We start from the raw sequence: 13574 nt of genomic DNA, 5'->3' as shown, positions 1-13574 counted from the left end.
ATTCGCAACCGGTACGCCGGTCCACCGCCCGCGGGCGCAACATACCCACTGTCCGGCGTACATTTTGTTGCGTGACCGACCAGGCGACCCTCGACCGTACCGACCGCGTGATCCTCGACCTGCTCCGGGACAACGCCCGCCGGCCGCTGCGCGAGATCGCAGCCGCGGTCGGGCTCACCGTGGCGCCCGTGCAGCGCCGGATCGCGCGGCTGGAGAAGCTCGGCGTGATCGAGCGCTACACGGTGAAGATCAACCACGGCCGGATCGCCACCGGCATCGAGGCGATGACCGAGCTGCACTTCGCCGACGACCTCGACCTCGCGCAGATCATGGAGTTCGTCGCGCAGATCCCCGAGGTCGAGGAAGTGCTGACGCTGGCCGGTGACCCGGACGCGTTGGTACGGATCCGGGTCGAGGGCGTCGACGACCTGCGCCGGGTGGTGAGCAAGCTCCGCTCCGGCGACGGGATCGCCGGAACGAAGACGCTCGTGGTCCTAGAACAGTGGACCAGGCTCGGCTGACGCGTTTACGGGTTGTTCGCAACCCCCAGGTCGACCTCTTCCCCGACGCGGGCGCCGGTGATCGCGGCGTAGCTCACGCCCGCGATCGCGGCCCCGACGATCGGGGCGACGATGAACAACCAGACCTGCCCGAGCGCCGCGCCACCGGCGAACCAGGCCACGCCGAGCGAGCGGGCCGGGTTGACCGACGTGTTGGTGACCGGGATGCCGACCAGGTGGATCAGCGTCAGGCTGAGCCCGATCGCGATCGGGGCGAACCCCTTCGGCGCCCGGTCGTCGGTCGCGCCGAGGATGACGTACAGGAAGAAGGCGGTCAGCACGATCTCGACCACCGCACAGGCCAGCAGGGAGTACCCGCCGGGCGACCGGTCGCCGTACCCGTTGCTGGCGAAGCCGCTGTCGACGGCGCTGAAGCCTTGCTTGCCGTTGGCAATGACCAGCAGGATGGCGCCGGCCACGGTACCGGCGACGACCTGGGTGACGATGTACGTCGGGACCCACTTCCACTCGATCCGCTTGGCGACCGCCAGGCCGATCGTGACCGCGGGATTGAAATGCCCGCCGGAGACGTGACCGACGGCGAACGCCATCGTCAGCACCGTCAGGCCGAACGCCAGCGCGACACCGAGATAGCCGATGCCGACCGGCACCTTGTCCGGGGTGAGCACGACGCCGGCCAGCACGGCCGCACCGCACCCGGCGAACACCAGCCAGAACGTCCCGAGAAACTCCGCACCGATTCGAGCAGCAGGACTGGGTGATTCCACGACAGCCTCCTTCAGTGAACAGTACTGTTACAGTACGACACGAAGGCGTGACAATCCGTGAAATCAGTTCGGATGGTAGGCGCAGAGCTGGGCGAGGCTCGGCGTGGACGGAGAGGCGGGCCGGGTGCTCGCCGAGTGGCTGCCCGGGTGGCTGACCGGATGCAGTGCCTGCTGTACGAGTGCCCGGATCGCCGGGTAGTTCGGATCGCGGCCGGTCGGGAAGTTCCTGGCGGCGTCCAGGTCGACGTTCGTGATCGCGGCGTGCTTCATCTTCACGGCCAGCTTTACCAGCGCGGGCAGCACTTCCTGCGGGAGGTCGGTGCGGAGCAACTGCTTGCCGGCGGCAGCGATCCGCTGGTACCTCGTGACCACCGTCGCCGGGTTCGCGCTGTGCACCAGGGCCTGGATCGTGCACCGCTGCCGCGCCTGCCGCGACGGGTCGTCCAGCCCGTACCGGCCGCGGGCGAACCACATCGCGTGGTACCCGTCGAGCTTCTGGTTCGGCCCAGGCTCGAGGTACCCGGACGGCTTCCGCGGACCGCGGGTACCGGGACCGATGCCGTAGTCGCCGCCGATCGGCACCGGGTAGTTGATGTTCACCGTCACGCCGCCGAGCGCGTCGATCATCTTCTCGAACCCGACGACGCTGAGCTGTACGTAGTAGTCGATCGGCAGCCCGACCGCGGCGCCGACGGACTCCTTGAGTACGTCGGCGCCCTCGTTGTCGGTCGGCCCGAGGATCCCCGGATGTGCCTTCGGTACGTTGTCGTACATCGCGTCCAGGTAGTACTCCGGCTGCTCGACGTCCCCGAGCGTCGGATCCCAGAACCCGTCCGGATACACCTTGTGCAGCGGGGAGTTCACCGGGAACGGCATCCGCATCCAGTTCCGGCTGAGCGAGATCAGGTGCGTCGCCCCGGTGCGCGTGTCGATGCTCGCGACGACCACGCTGTCGGTGCGGATGCCGGTTCGGTTCGCGCCGCCGTCACCGCCGAGCAGCAGGATGTCGAGCTCCGGGCGGTTCGCCCACGGATCACGCACGTTCACCGTCGGCCGCGTCGCGCTCCGGGAGTCCAGGCCGGGCAGGAACACGCTGCCGATCAGGTCCCGCTGCGACAGTACGGCCGTCACCCCCGCGGTCGTCGGCAGGGCGATCGCGAAACACAGCACGCCGACCAGTAACGCCCCGGCCAGCCGCGGCACCCGCTTCATGGTGAGCGGCCGGACCAGCTCATGGGAAGCCACCACGACCCAGACCCATCCGAGTCCGACGAGTACCAGCCCGGCCGCGACGATCACCAGCTTGCGCGGTGACACGACCAGCGCCACCGCCGCGGTCGGCCGGGCGATCCCGACGTACACACCGGCCCCGATCAGCGCGAGGCTCACCGCCAGCACGAACGCACCGAGCTTGCGCCGCCCGCCGACCATCAGTCCGACGCCGGGCAGGATCGCCCCGATCACCGTCAGTGCGAGCACGACCGCGATGGGACGCGTACGACGCCGGTCAGCGAAGTCCCTCACGACTGAAGGACTCCGCCGTACCCGCGGAGGTTGTCACCGCCCAGCTGTCAGCGCCTCCACCATCCGCCGGCGTGCCTCGTAGTAGTGCAGCGGATCCAGGACGGGGCGGTCGAAACGCAGCGTGTGATCGGGGTCGACGATCTCCACGGCGGCGGCGTTGCCGTGGGTCGTGCGGATGGCCTGCAGGGCCCGGTGGTCCCACATGGCCTGGGCGAAGACGCGGTGCCGGATCGACGGCCACGGCGTACCGTCCGGACCCGGGTAGACGGCGAACGGGTCGCCGGACGGGAACGCGCCGCCGGCGGAGGTGTCCGCGAACGGGTCGATGCGGCGGATCGAGTGCCAGGTGTACCAGAAGTTGAAACCCCAGTGCAGGAAGCCGTCCACGCCGGAGGCGAACAACTGGTGGCCGATCGCCCGGTTGCGGGCCGACGGCATCCCGATGAAGCGGTTCGCGACGTCGCGGTCCTGGCTGACGCAGTAGTAGACCCACAGCTGTTCCGGCCGCTCGGCGAGGAACGGCTCGACGTGGTCGGTCGCGACGACGGGCAATGCGACGGCGCCCGAAGTGTAGAACGAGTGCTCGCTGAGCGCGTCGACGACCGTCCAGCCCTTCAGCAGATCCGCGACGACGGCCTTCGCGTCGAGGTAGCTCGCCAGGCCGTCCTCCCCCGACGGCTCGTCGGAGATGTGGAAGACGACGTACTCCCGGTCCCACTCCTCGTCGAGCACCGCCTGCAGCGCGGGGAGCAGCGCCTGCATCAGGTCCCTGTACCGCGCGTCGGTCGCCGGGACGTCCCAGCCGAAGGCCCGTTTCTCGTTCACCACGATGCCGGGCGTGGCCCTCGCGCCCCACTGGGTGAACAGGTGCGCGACCTCGACGCCGGTGATCCCGGTACGCCGGCACACGTCGAGCCAGCGCCGCAACCGGTCGAAGCCGAACACGTACCCGTCGGCCGCCGTCGTGATGTCGATCAGCTGTACGACGGTCCGGTACGAACCGACCGCGGTGTCGAGCGGCGGCGTCCAGACCGGTGCGAGCAGGGAGGTCGCACCCATCTCCACGGCGGACGCCATGAAGCGCTCGACGATCGCCCAGTGCTCCTCGCCGAACACCTCGACGCCGTAGTGATCCGCGAGCGCGTCGAGGTGCATCCAGTGGCTCGACACGATGTCCAGCGGCGGCAGCTCGATCCCGGTGAGCTCGACGGAGACCGGCACCCGATGCAGCTCCGCACCGTCCGGCGCGAGCATCACGATCTCGAACTCGTGGACGCCGGCCCGCGCGGGATCCGTCGTACGGACGTCGAACCAGAGCGCGGCCCAGCTGCCGAACCTCGTCGGGGCCTCGCCGTTCGGGACTGGGCGCAGGAGGTCCGGGTACAGCCCCGGCTCGTCGAACTCGTAGCCGTCGTCGTGCCCCGGCAGCGCGAGGAACGAGCACGGCACCAGGTCCACACTCGACACCGTCACCAGGTCCGCGGCCGGACCCTCGACCCGCACCTGCAGCGGACTCGGATCCCGGAACTCCGGCACCATCGGCGGCCGGTACGCGAGCTGGAACGACGCCGCCTCCCCGAGGAACGCCTGAAACCGCGTCCCCGTCGCCACCGCCCGCGGCTCCCGCACCGGGTGCACCTTGACGAGCGCATCACAGAGCACGAACTCCCACTTCGCAGCCACTGCGGACCACCCTCCTCCTGCGTGATTGTGGCACCAATCCTGCCGCTTCACGCAGTAATGCACAACGGGGTTCAGTGGTACGACGGGATGCCGAGGAGGTTGTCGACCGTGGTGAAGGTGTAGCCCTTGGTGCGGAGGGCGTTGACGACGAGTTTGACCGAGTCGACGGTGGCGGCTCTCGGGCCGCCCTTGCCGTCGCGGCCGTCGTGGAAGATCAGCATCGAGCCGGGGCGGGTGACGCGGACGGCCAGCCGGGCGTATACCCGTGCAGCCCGATCACGTGCCCCGCGGACCCCAGCCGCGCGGTCCGCGTACCGCAGTACGGCTCGTTCGGCCCGTCATCGAACGTCACGCGACCGTCCGACCGTCGCGCCGCCCGCGGTACGGGAACGACCCGAACAGCTGCGAGTACGGCGACATCGTCAGCCAGTACGCCGTACCGATGCCGGCCGCCACCCCCGCAAGGGTTTTCGTTGCCCGACGGATCAGCCGTCCATCAACCGGTCCGTCAGTACCGTCGCCGCCGCGGCCGCGACCAGCCAGCCGATCGCGAGCACCCGCGTCCGGTACCGCCGCGACGCCGGCCAGCGCCGGTCGGTCCGGAAGCACGGTGCGGTGCCGATCACGGTCCGCCCCGCCAGCCGGTTCAGCGTGACGGCGAGGGCGTAGTAGTACAGGAACGACACGATCACGTTGTACGTCAGGCCCTGCGCGAGCCGGCGCGCGGACGTCAGGGTCGGGTTGCCGCGGTCGAACGCGACCTTGCCGCGTGAACGCAGCTGCCGGAGCAGCCCCAGCTCGTCGGCGCCCTGCGTGCCGGTCAGGTCGTACCCGGACCAGGCGTCCTTGCGGAACGCGATGTTCGTCGCGGTGACGTACCCGACCCGCCCGGTGACCCGGTACGTCAGATACACCGCCTCGAACAGGATCCGCGCGTACACCTTGCCCCACCACGGCCCCTCGGGGTACCGGCAGGGACCGGCGACGGCGACCCGCCCAGCGCATTGCCGGAACGTCCGGTCGATCCCCGCGAGCCAACCGGTCCCGAACACCGTGTCGGCATCGGTCGACACCACGATCTCGCCGTTCGCCGACAGGGTCCCGCGATGCCGCGCCGCGCACACTCCGGGCGTCTCCTCAGGGACGACGATCGCGCCGCAGCTCCGGGCGATCTCCGCGGTCCGGTCGGTGCAGTTGTTGTCGACGACAATGACCTCGTACCCGCCGGCGAAGTCCTGCCGGGCAAGTGATCGCAGGCACTCCGCGATCAACCGCTCCTCGTTGAACGCGGGGATCACCACGCTGAACCTCGGCCTCGGCCCACCCATGCTGCCTGCCTCTCCTGTGCGCGCGCTGAGCAGGACGAGTGTCATCCTTGCGAGCGATCACTGAGAGAACCCTGAGAACCGTCGGCGTGTCCTGAATCAGTATGTCTTGTAATAAATGAGCTCGCCCGACTCCCCCGGCGCCGCGCCCTCCCCCGGGATGAACAGCGTAACGACAATCGCGGGCCGGCCGTCCGGTGCCTTCAGGTTGGTGATGGCCGGATTCGCGAACGCCGTACTGCCGCCGTCGGTCGTGATCGCGGTCCGGTCGGCGTTGCCGGTCTGGTAGTCGTACACGAACGTCCGCCAGGATCCGAAGTCGCCCTTCGTGTACTGCCCCTCGATCAGCCCGAACCGGTACCCGCCGTACGTCGTGTTGTCGCGGTCGCCGATGTTGCCGCCGACACCCCAGTAGAGCAGCGCGTTGTCGAAGTTCGGCTGCGCGCTGGTGGACCAGGAGCTGAAGTTGGTCAGCGTGCCACGCTGCTGGCGGTCGCGGTCGCAGTTCCACCAGTAGTGGCCGCCGATGTCGATCGTCGAGTGGTCGATGTCCGGCGACAGCGTGACGCTGTAGATGTTCGGCGTACCTTCCGCGCAGGACGAGAGCCGGCGGGGTGCGTCGTACGAGCGGCCGACGTTCCCGGCGAGGAGGTCCGCGCGGCTGGCGAAGTACCGGAAGGCGAGGTGGTTGTTGCCGCCGCCGGGTTGCTCCTGCTCCCACGCGAGGACGAATCCACCGTTCGACGCCTGGATGATGGTCGGCTGCGAGGCGGGCCCGGTGTTGCTGCCGGCGAGCTCGCGCACCCAGTGCCAGTTGAGCAGGTCGGTGGAGGTTGCCAGGTTCACCCGGAAGTGCCCGTCGGCGGCAAGATGGTGGGAGACCGCCAGGTACCCGCCGGTGGAGTCCTGGATGATCTTCACCGTGTCCATCACATGACCGGCGTCGTCCTTCACGGCGTACCGCTTGCCGGTGGCCCCGGCCACGTTCTCCACGATCCCCCGCAACGCCGCACGCGCCGGATCCGACGCAGCGTTCGTCGACGCGACCGCCGGGCCGGTCACCCCGGCCAGCAGGACACACGTCACCACAACAACACGAAGAACTTTCAGCATGGGCGGCTTCCCTCGTGATGGATTGTCCATCCACGACGTTACGGCAGATCCGCGCGGCGCAGCGGGTCAGACGGCGTGGTCGTCGGCGAGCTCGAGCTGGAGCTCCACGATCCAGTGGGCCTGGTCGTCGCCGTCGGCTTCCAGGTACTGGTGCCGCCAGCAGGCCAGGTCCCGCTCACCGGCCCAGTCGCGCAGGACGGCGTACGGCAGCTCGGACATCGGCCCCTGATGGATCGTCGAGGCAACGGTCTTCGCGGGAAGCCGACGGGTCTCCAGGCCCGGCACCGAACAGCGATTCCAGGTCCACGCTGTCACGCGGAACGGTGGTGGACAGCGCGGCAACGGTCACCGCGTCGAGGTGCTTGAGCTGTACCTTCATCCGGGTCTCCTCGTCGATCAGCCGGAGCCTCGCCGTCACCCGGTCCAGCGCGTGCCGGTCGTGCCGCACCCGGCGCTCGAGCTCGGCCTCCCGGAGCCGCAACATCCCGCGCAGCTCCTCCGCACCGATGCCCTCGGCCAGCAGTACGCCGACCTCGTCGAGCCCGAAGCCCAGCCCCTTGAGCACGACCAGCCGATGCAGCCGCGCGAGCTGCTTCTCGTCGTACCAGCGCCTGCCGTTCGGCTCGGCGCGGGCCGGGGTGAGCAGGCCGATCCGGTCGTAGTGCCGGAGCATCCGCGCGGACACGCCGCCCAGGCGGGCGAACTCTCCGATCTCCATCATCACGCCCCGGACTCTGCCACCTGACACCGTGTCAACTGCAACGAATGCGGTCGAAGTGCTGCGGTCGGCCGTGACGGGATTGGGTTGTCGGCTGGGGCCGGTAGGGTCCTCGGCGTGGATGTTGGGGAGCGGATTCAGGAGTTGGCGGCGCGGGTTGCCGGGTTGCGGGATGCGTACTACCGCGGTGCGCCGGTGGTTGCTGACGCGGAGTACGACGCGGTGGAGGACGAGCTGCGGGGGCTGATCGCGAGCCACCCGGAGCTGACGCCGGATCCGAATCCGCTGGAGCAGGTCGGCGCGCCGACGGTGCTGCATGCGCCGGTGCGGCATTCGCGGCCGATGTTGTCGTTGGAGAAGGCGACCCGGCCGGAGCAGGTGGAGGCGTTCTTCGCGCGGTTCCCGGGGCAGTCGGTGGTCGTGATGCCGAAGCTGGACGGGCTCTCGCTCGCGCTCGTGTACGAGCACGGTCAGCTCGCCCGCGCGGTGACCCGCGGCGACGGGACCACCGGTGACGACGTCACTCCGTTGGTGCGAGCGCTCGCGGACGGTGTCCCGGACCGCCTCGACGTACCGGACCGGATCGAGGTCCGCGGCGAAGCGGTCATGCTGCGCTCGACGTTCGCCGCGTACAACGCCGCCCATCCGGACAAGCCGCTGATCAACCCCCGGAACGCGGCGGCCGGCACGCTCCGGGCGAAGGACCCGGCCACGGTCGCCGAGCGGCGCCTGCAGTTCCTCGCGTTCGACCTGCTGACCGAGCGGGAGAACACCGACGCCGACCTCGAGCGGGCCTTGCAGACGATGGGCTTCACCGTCGCCGGCATGCGGCACTGCGCGGACGCGGACGCGGCCCAGCAGGCGATCACCGCGATCGAGCAGCAACGCAACGACCTGGACTACGACCTCGACGGCGCCGTACTACGGCTCGCCGACCGGGACGCGTTCGCCGCCGCCGGCACCCGGTCCAGCTCGCCCCGCGGCGCGCTGGCGTACAAGTTCGCTGCCGAGGAGAAGACCACGCTCCTGCTGGACGTGGTCTGGGACGTCGGCAAGATCGGCAAGGTCGCGCCGGTCGCCTGGCTCGAGCCGGTCTTCGTCGGCGGTACGACGGTCACCCGCGCGACGCTCGCCAACCAGGAGGTCATCCGCGCCCGCGACATCAAGATCGGCGACACGGTCCTGGTCCGCCGGGCCGGTGACGTGATCCCGTTCGTGGCCGGCGTACTCGACGCCTCGAAGCGCACCGGCGCCGAGCGCGACATCGAGCCGCCGGCCGTCTGCCCGTCCTGCGAGCAGCCGCTGATCGAGCAGGGCAACAGCCGCGAGCTGTTCTGCACCAACGTCTCGTGCCCGGCCCAGACCGTGCGGCGGCTGATCCACTGGGCGTCCCGCGCGGCCGCGGACATCGATGCGATCGGCGGGGTCTGGATCGAGCGGCTCTCGGACGCCGGCATCCTCGAGCACCCGTCGGACTTCTACCGGCTGACCGCCGAGCGGCTGCTCGAGTTCGACCGGATCGGCGAGGTGTCGGCGGCCCGGATGATCGAGTCGATCGACGGCAGCCGCCAGGTCGGCCTGCGCCGCGCGCTGATCGGCCTCGCGATCCCGATGGCCTCGGAGGGTACGGCGGCCCGCCTGTGCCGCGCCGGGTTCGGCTCGCTGGAGGAGGTCGCGGACGCGGGTGTGGACGGGCTGGTCGCGGTCGAGGACATCGGCCCGAAGGTCGCCGCCTCACTGATCGAGCACCTGACCCGGCTACGCCCGGAGCTCGAACGGCTCCGTTCCGCCGGCGTGTCCCTCGACGTCCGCGAGGAGGACCTGCCGCCCGTGGTCGCCGCCGGTGCACCGCTGGCCGGGAAGACGGTCGTGGTCACCGGCGCGATCAGCGACCCGCGGTCCGGCGAGAAGGTCGCCCGCCCGGCGTTCCAGCGACTGTGTGAGAAGGCCGGCGCCACCATCGCTTCGTCGGTGTCGGCGAGCACCGACCTGCTGATCACCGGCGCGGACGTCGGCGCATCCAAACTCACCAAGGCGGAGAAGCTCGGCGTCGCCGTCGTCGACCAGTCCGAGATCTGGCAGCAGCTCCAGGACGCCGATCTGCTCCCCCGCTGAGGCGCGTACTCTCGGCAGGGAGGAGAAGCCTGCCCGAGGGGGGACCGATCGTGAGCGAGTCTGCGACCCAGCCGGACGTCCCGAAGTATCCCGACAACATCGACGCGGCCGTGCTGAAGATCGCCGGCGTCGTGGTGCTGGGGGCGATCATGTCGATCCTCGACATCACGGTCGTCAACGTCGCGCTGCCGACGTTCCAGGACGAGTTCGGTACGCCGCAGAGCCCGGTGGCGTACTCGACCGTCGCGTGGACCGTCACGGCGTACACGCTCGCGCTCGCGACCGTGATCCCGCTGACCGGCTGGGCGGCGGACCGGTTCGGCACCAAGCGGCTCTACATGACCGCGATCTTCCTGTTCACCGCCGGGTCTGCGCTGTGTGCGACCGCGTCCAGCATCGACATGCTGATCGGGTTCCGGGTTCTGCAGGGCCTCGGCGGCGGCATGCTGATGCCGCTCGGGATGACGATCATGACCCGCGCCGCCGGTCCGCACCGGATGGGCCGGCTGATGGCGATTCTCGGCGTACCGATGCTGCTCGGCCCGATCCTGGGCCCGATCCTCGGCGGCTGGCTGATCCAGGTGGCGAGCTGGCACTGGATCTTCCTGATCAACCTGCCCCTCGGCGTGATCGCGCTCATCTACGCGTGGCGCGCGCTGGAACGGGACCACGCCCAGCGGTCGGAGTCGTTCGACTTCCTCGGCGTCGCGCTGATGTCGCCCGGTCTCGCGCTGTTCCTGTTCGGCGTCTCCTCGCTGCCGGCGAAGAACGGCGACTTCGGCGCACCGCGGGTCTGGGTGTCGATGCTGGCCGGCGTCGTCCTGATGGTCGCGTTCGTCTTCCACTCGTTCCGGCCGGAGCATCCGCTGCTCGATCTCCGGCTGTTCCGGGACCGCAACCTCACGGTCTCGATCGCGACGATGTTCCTGTTCGGCGCCGCGTTCTTCGGCGGCCTGCTGCTGGTCCCGACGTACTACCAGCAGATCCGCGGCGAGTCCACGCTGCACGCGGGCCTGCTGGTCGCACCGCAGGGTCTCGGCGCGATGATCACGATGCCGATCGCCGGCCGGCTGGTCGACAAGCTGCCGATCGGGCGGATCGTCCCGTTCGGGATCGCGCTGATCGTGGTCGGCATGTTCGGGCTCACCCAGATCACCTCCACCACGCCGTACGGCGTGATCATCGCGATGCTGGTGGTGATGGGGCTCGGGATGGGCGGCACGATGATGCCGCTGTTCACCTCGGCGCTGCGGACGCTGGCCGGATCGCAGGTCGCCCGCGGGTCGACGCTGCTGAACATCACCCAGCAGATCGCGTCGTCCTGCGGTGTCGCGACGATGTCGGTCATCCTCACCAACCACCTGAACAACTCCCCGATCATCCCCGGCACCCAGAACATCCCCGGCCTGAACGGCGGACTCCGCGAGACGCAGGCCGCGATCCTCACCAACACCCGCCCGGAGAACGTCGCCCAGCTGCACCTCGACCCCGCCGCGGTCGGCCGCGGCCTGGTCGACGCGGCCTCGTCGTTCGCGCACACCTACTGGGTGGCGTGGGCGCTGGTCCTGCTCACGCTGATACCCGCCGCGATGCTCCCCCGCAGACGCGAACGCAAGCCGCTCCAGGACGAGACAGTCGTCGAACAACAGAACTAGACGGTCAGCGTCACCACCCAGCGATGCGGCGAGATCCGCCGCGTCCGGGTGAACCCGTGGTCCTCGAACGCGGCCATCGGCCCGGTGTGCAGGAACGACCCGGACACCTTGCGGTCGTCGGTCTCCTCGGGATACCCCTCGACGACCCCACCGCCGTTGCGCGCGATCTCCGCGAGCGCCCCACCCAGCGCGGCGTCCGCGACGCCGCGACCGCGGAGCCCTTTACCGGTGAAAAAGCAGGTGATGCGCCAGTCGGGCAGCGCGACCAGCTCCTTCTCGTACAGCCGCCGGCTCTTGATCTCCGGCAGCTCCTCCGGCGCACCGAACTGACACCACCCGAGGCACCCGTCCCCGTCGAACACCAGCGCGTTGTGCGTCCGCCGTTCGCGGACCAGCTGCTCCTTGCCGGCCCGGTTCTGCTCGGCGGTCCGGTCCTTGCCGAGCTTGACGTGGAACCCCATGCACCAGCAGCCGCCCCAGACCCCGTTGTTCGCCTCCACCAGCTCGGCGAAGGCGGGCCAGGTCTCCTCGGTCAGCATCCGCACCGCGTAACTCATGCGTCCGACGTTAGCGCCGGCCCCGGACAAAGGAAGGCATCCTCACCGCCGAGGTGCCGGGCGTGTGTTCCACGGGCTGGTCACGCAACGTTTCCTGACGCGGCCTCTCGGTCATGATGGGCTCGGGACATTTCGAGCTCACGAGCAGGTAGGAGACCGCATGGCAGTCGACGGTTGGTCCTTCGACGACGACCGGCAGCAGCACGTCACCGCAGCCGCCCGCCCGACCCGGATCCTGGCCTACGCGCAGGCCGCGCAGACGTTGGCGGCACTCGGCGTACCGGTCGTCGGGTACTTCGGTTCACAGCACCACGCCGACACCGGATCGGCACCGGTCGCCGGTGTGGACGCGCCGTACGTCGGCTCGGGTGACACCGTCGACACAGACCTGATCGCGGAACTGCGCCCGGACCTGATCGTCAGCGTCACGTACGGCGGCGAGGTGTACGGCGTCTCGGCCGACGTGATCGCCGACGTCGCGCCGGTCGTACTGATCGGCATCGCCGGCGACCGGACCCTCCCGTCGGTCATCGACCGCTTCCACGAACTCGCGACGGCTCTGGGCGCCGACGTCGCGGACCCCGCCGATGCGCTGGCGGCGGCACTCGAGAAGCTGCCCACGGACAAGCAGGTCGTCGCGCTCTCCGGCGGCACCCCGACCGACGCGTACGTCGCGAACCCGGCGTACTGGCCCTCGCTCCGGCTGCTCCGCGACGCGGGTGTCCCGTTCACCTCGACCACCACGGCGGGCGGTTGGGAAGTCGTGAAGTGGACCGACTTGCCCCGCGACCACGCCGCCGACTTCCTGCTGTACGACCAGCGGCCGAACTCGTTGAGCGCCGAGAAACTGGCCGAGATCCCGGCATGGTCCGAGGTCACCGGCCAGGTGCTGCCCTGGAACCCCGAACCGCCGCTCACCTACGAAGCCGCCGCAGCCTCCGTCACCGCGCTGGCTACGCCAGGCAACTGAGCGCGTCCCCGACCACGGCGAGATCCGTGCCGGGAGCCGCAGCACCCGGTCCTGGACGGACGGATAAGGCTGGTTCGTGCAGTTGGCCCCGGCCTGCCGGAGCGCCAGCGGCAGGAAGCCGCACGCCTCGGCCAGCTCGGCGGTCGCCTCGGGGTTCGCGCGTTTGACGCCAAGGATCGACGCCAGCAGGCGGACCGCGTCGTCCGCCGACAACCGTCCAAGCTCGATGCGGCGGGCGCCCCGACCCCCTGAGAGCCCTTGACGAACTTCACCGAGTTGATCGGGGTCAGGTCGTAGTCCTTGTAGGCGTACTGCGCGTTGTACCAGGCACAGCCGGTACCGTCGGCGCCCTTTCAGATCCAGGATCCGGCGCCGCCGTACTGGTTGTCGAACACCCGGTGCATGCCGTACTGGTCGTAGATCTTGTGCACGCCGTAGCTGTAGAAGGGTGCGGTCGCCGCCAGCGGCTTGCTCGGCTTGCGCAGGCTGAAGCGTATTCGTAACTCCCCTCCTACGTCCCGAGGACCATCCACGGGAGAAGACACGCTCAGCGTCACCCTCCGCACTCTCCCGCCGCTCTTCCCCCGCTTTCCGCTCGCTCTCAGCCGGCGTCGGTGAATCGGATC

Annotated in this window: 15 protein-coding genes; 4 read left to right on the top strand and 11 right to left on the bottom strand. The window is 69.7% G+C overall.

Annotated features, from left to right (window positions below; genetic code table 11):
• The first annotated feature begins 71 nt into the window (after nt 1-71).
• Nucleotides 72-521, top strand: a complete 450-nt coding sequence (locus JOF29_RS17700; protein WP_209695276.1) for an Lrp/AsnC family transcriptional regulator — start codon at nt 72-74, stop codon at nt 519-521.
• 5 nt (nt 522-526) lie between these two features.
• Here JOF29_RS17700 and aqpZ read toward each other — a convergent pair whose 3' ends face one another.
• The 9 genes from aqpZ to JOF29_RS17655 all read right to left on the bottom strand — a co-directional run bounded on the left by aqpZ (nt 527) and on the right by JOF29_RS17655 (nt 7654).
• Nucleotides 527-1288: an aquaporin Z gene (gene aqpZ / locus JOF29_RS17695; RefSeq protein WP_209695275.1), complete on the bottom strand. Its 762-nt coding sequence runs from the start codon at nt 1286-1288 to the stop codon at nt 527-529.
• 63 nt (nt 1289-1351) lie between these two features.
• Nucleotides 1352-2812, bottom strand: coding sequence for an LCP family protein (locus tag JOF29_RS17690; protein ID WP_307863427.1), 1461 nt, complete (start codon nt 2810-2812; stop codon nt 1352-1354).
• Nucleotides 2813-2845: 33 nt separating this feature from the next.
• The gene (locus tag JOF29_RS45370) at nt 2846-4495 is read right to left on the bottom strand and encodes a DUF4091 domain-containing protein (protein WP_209695274.1); all 1650 of its coding nucleotides are present in this window, start codon (nt 4493-4495) and stop codon (nt 2846-2848) included.
• A 71-nt stretch (nt 4496-4566) separates the two neighbouring features.
• Complete coding sequence (locus JOF29_RS17680) at nt 4567-4716, bottom strand: hypothetical protein (RefSeq protein WP_209695273.1); 150 nt, start codon at nt 4714-4716, stop codon at nt 4567-4569.
• Nucleotides 4710-4847 (bottom strand): hypothetical protein, encoded by a 138-nt coding sequence (locus JOF29_RS17675; protein ID WP_209695272.1) that lies wholly within the window; start codon nt 4845-4847, stop codon nt 4710-4712. The genes JOF29_RS17680 and JOF29_RS17675 overlap by 7 nt, the downstream gene beginning before the upstream one ends.
• A 133-nt stretch (nt 4848-4980) precedes the next feature.
• On the bottom strand, nt 4981-5823 hold the full coding sequence (locus JOF29_RS17670) for a glycosyltransferase family 2 protein (protein WP_209695271.1): 843 nt from the start codon (nt 5821-5823) through the stop codon (nt 4981-4983).
• A gap of 96 nt (nt 5824-5919) precedes the next feature.
• Nucleotides 5920-6933 (bottom strand): hypothetical protein, encoded by a 1014-nt coding sequence (locus JOF29_RS17665; RefSeq protein WP_209695270.1) that lies wholly within the window; start codon nt 6931-6933, stop codon nt 5920-5922.
• A 66-nt stretch (nt 6934-6999) separates the two neighbouring features.
• Nucleotides 7000-7152 (bottom strand): hypothetical protein, encoded by a 153-nt coding sequence (locus tag JOF29_RS17660; protein ID WP_209695269.1) that lies wholly within the window; start codon nt 7150-7152, stop codon nt 7000-7002.
• Nucleotides 7109-7654: a MerR family transcriptional regulator gene (locus JOF29_RS17655; protein WP_245358987.1), complete on the bottom strand. Its 546-nt coding sequence runs from the start codon at nt 7652-7654 to the stop codon at nt 7109-7111. The genes JOF29_RS17660 and JOF29_RS17655 overlap by 44 nt, the downstream gene beginning before the upstream one ends.
• A gap of 114 nt (nt 7655-7768) precedes the next feature.
• On the opposite strand from JOF29_RS17655, the gene ligA reads away from it, so the two are divergent.
• Nucleotides 7769-9766: an NAD-dependent DNA ligase LigA gene (ligA, locus tag JOF29_RS17650; protein ID WP_209695267.1), complete on the top strand. Its 1998-nt coding sequence runs from the start codon at nt 7769-7771 to the stop codon at nt 9764-9766.
• Nucleotides 9767-9816: 50 nt separating this feature from the next.
• On the top strand, nt 9817-11421 hold the full coding sequence (locus JOF29_RS17645; RefSeq protein WP_209695266.1) for a DHA2 family efflux MFS transporter permease subunit: 1605 nt from the start codon (nt 9817-9819) through the stop codon (nt 11419-11421).
• Here JOF29_RS17645 and JOF29_RS17640 read toward each other — a convergent pair.
• On the bottom strand, nt 11418-11978 hold the full coding sequence (locus JOF29_RS17640) for a GNAT family N-acetyltransferase (RefSeq protein ID WP_209695265.1): 561 nt from the start codon (nt 11976-11978) through the stop codon (nt 11418-11420). The genes JOF29_RS17645 and JOF29_RS17640 overlap by 4 nt on opposite strands.
• A 160-nt stretch (nt 11979-12138) precedes the next feature.
• On the opposite strand from JOF29_RS17640, the gene JOF29_RS17635 reads away from it, so the two are divergent.
• Complete coding sequence (locus tag JOF29_RS17635; RefSeq protein ID WP_209695264.1) at nt 12139-12948, top strand: ABC transporter substrate-binding protein; 810 nt, start codon at nt 12139-12141, stop codon at nt 12946-12948.
• Nucleotides 12949-13301: 353 nt separating this feature from the next.
• Here the strand turns inward: JOF29_RS17635 and JOF29_RS17630 are convergent, their stop codons facing one another.
• On the bottom strand, nt 13302-13493 hold the full coding sequence (locus JOF29_RS17630) for a hypothetical protein (protein WP_209695263.1): 192 nt from the start codon (nt 13491-13493) through the stop codon (nt 13302-13304).
• Between the last annotated feature and the right edge of the window lie 81 nt (nt 13494-13574).

The organism is Kribbella aluminosa (assembly GCF_017876295.1).
Lineage (GTDB): Bacteria > Actinomycetota > Actinomycetes > Propionibacteriales > Kribbellaceae > Kribbella > Kribbella aluminosa.
This window is presented reverse-complemented; position numbering and strand designations above follow the sequence as displayed.